At 48.2% G+C, this 1,446-nt stretch carries 1 rRNA gene; it reads left to right on the top strand.

From position 1 onward, the window contains the following. Positions 1–3 precede the first annotated feature (3 nt). Positions 4–1,446: ribosomal RNA gene (locus tag CD122_RS07460) — 23S ribosomal RNA — on the top strand; the annotation flags it as partial.

Here is a 1,446-nt window from a genome sequence, read left to right on the forward strand (position 1 = left end):
AAAGATTAAGTTATTAAGGGCGCACGGTGAATACCTTGGCACTAGAAGCCGAAGAAGGACGTTACTAACGACGATATGCTTTGGGGAGCTGTAAGTAAGCTGTGATCCAGAGATTTCCGAATGGGGAAACCCAGCACGAGTTATGTCGTGTTATCTGCATGTGAATACATAGCATGTAAGAAGGCAGACCCGGAGAACTGAAACATCTTAGTACCCGGAGGAAGAGAAAGAAAAATCGATTCCCTGAGTAGCGGCGAGCGAAACGGGAAGAGCCCAAACCAACAAGCTTGCTTGTTGGGGTTGTAGGACACTCTATACGGAGTTACAAAGGCACATGTTAGACGAATAACCTGGAAAGGTTAATCATAGAAGGTAATAATCCTGTAGTCGAAAATGTGTGCTCTCTTGAGTGGATCCTGAGTACGACGGAGCACGTGAAATTCCGTCGGAATCTGGGAGGACCATCTCCTAAGGCTAAATACTCTCTAGTGACCGATAGTGAACCAGTACCGTGAGGGAAAGGTGAAAAGTACCCCGGAAGGGGAGTGAAAGAGAACTTGAAACCGTGTGCTTACAAGTAGTCAGAGCCCGTTAATGGGTGATGGCGTGCCTTTTGTAGAATGAACCGGCGAGTTACGATCTGATGCAAGGTTAAGCAGAAAATGTGGAGCCGTAGCGAAAGCGAGTCTGAATAGGGCGAATGAGTATTTGGTCGTAGACCCGAAACCAGGTGATCTACCCTTGGTCAGGTTGAAGTTCAGGTAACACTGAATGGAGGACCGAACCGACTTACGTTGAAAAGTGAGCGGATGAACTGAGGGTAGCGGAGAAATTCCAATCGAACTTGGAGATAGCTGGTTCTCTCCGAAATAGCTTTAGGGCTAGCCTCAAGTGATGATTATTGGAGGTAGAGCACTGTTTGGACGAGGGGCCCCTCTCGGGTTACCGAATTCAGACAAACTCCGAATGCCAAATAATTTAACTTGGGAGTCAGAATGTGGGTGATAAGGTCCATATTCGAAAGGGAAACAGCCCAGACCACCAGCTAAGGTCCCAAAATATATGTTAAGTGGAAAAGGATGTGGCGTTGCCCAGACAACTAGGATGTTGGCTTAGAAGCAGCCATCATTTAAAGAGTGCGTAATAGCTCACTAGTCGAGTGACACTGCGCCGAAAATGTACCGGGGCTAAACATATTACCGAAGCTGTGGATTGTCCGTAGGACAATGGTAGGAGAGCGTTCTAAGGGCGTTGAAGCATGATCGCAAGGACATGTGGAGCGCTTAGAAGTGAGAATGCCGGTGTGAGTAGCGAAAGACGGGTGAGAATCCCGTCCACCGATTGACTAAGGTTTCCAGAGGAAGGCTCGTCCGCTCTGGGTTAGTCGGGTCCTAAGCTGAGGCCGACAGGCGTAGGCGATGGATAACAGGTTGATATTCCTGTACC

The sequence above is a fragment of the Staphylococcus rostri genome (assembly GCF_002902145.1).
In the GTDB taxonomy this organism is placed as follows: Bacteria; Bacillota; Bacilli; order Staphylococcales; family Staphylococcaceae; genus Staphylococcus; species Staphylococcus rostri.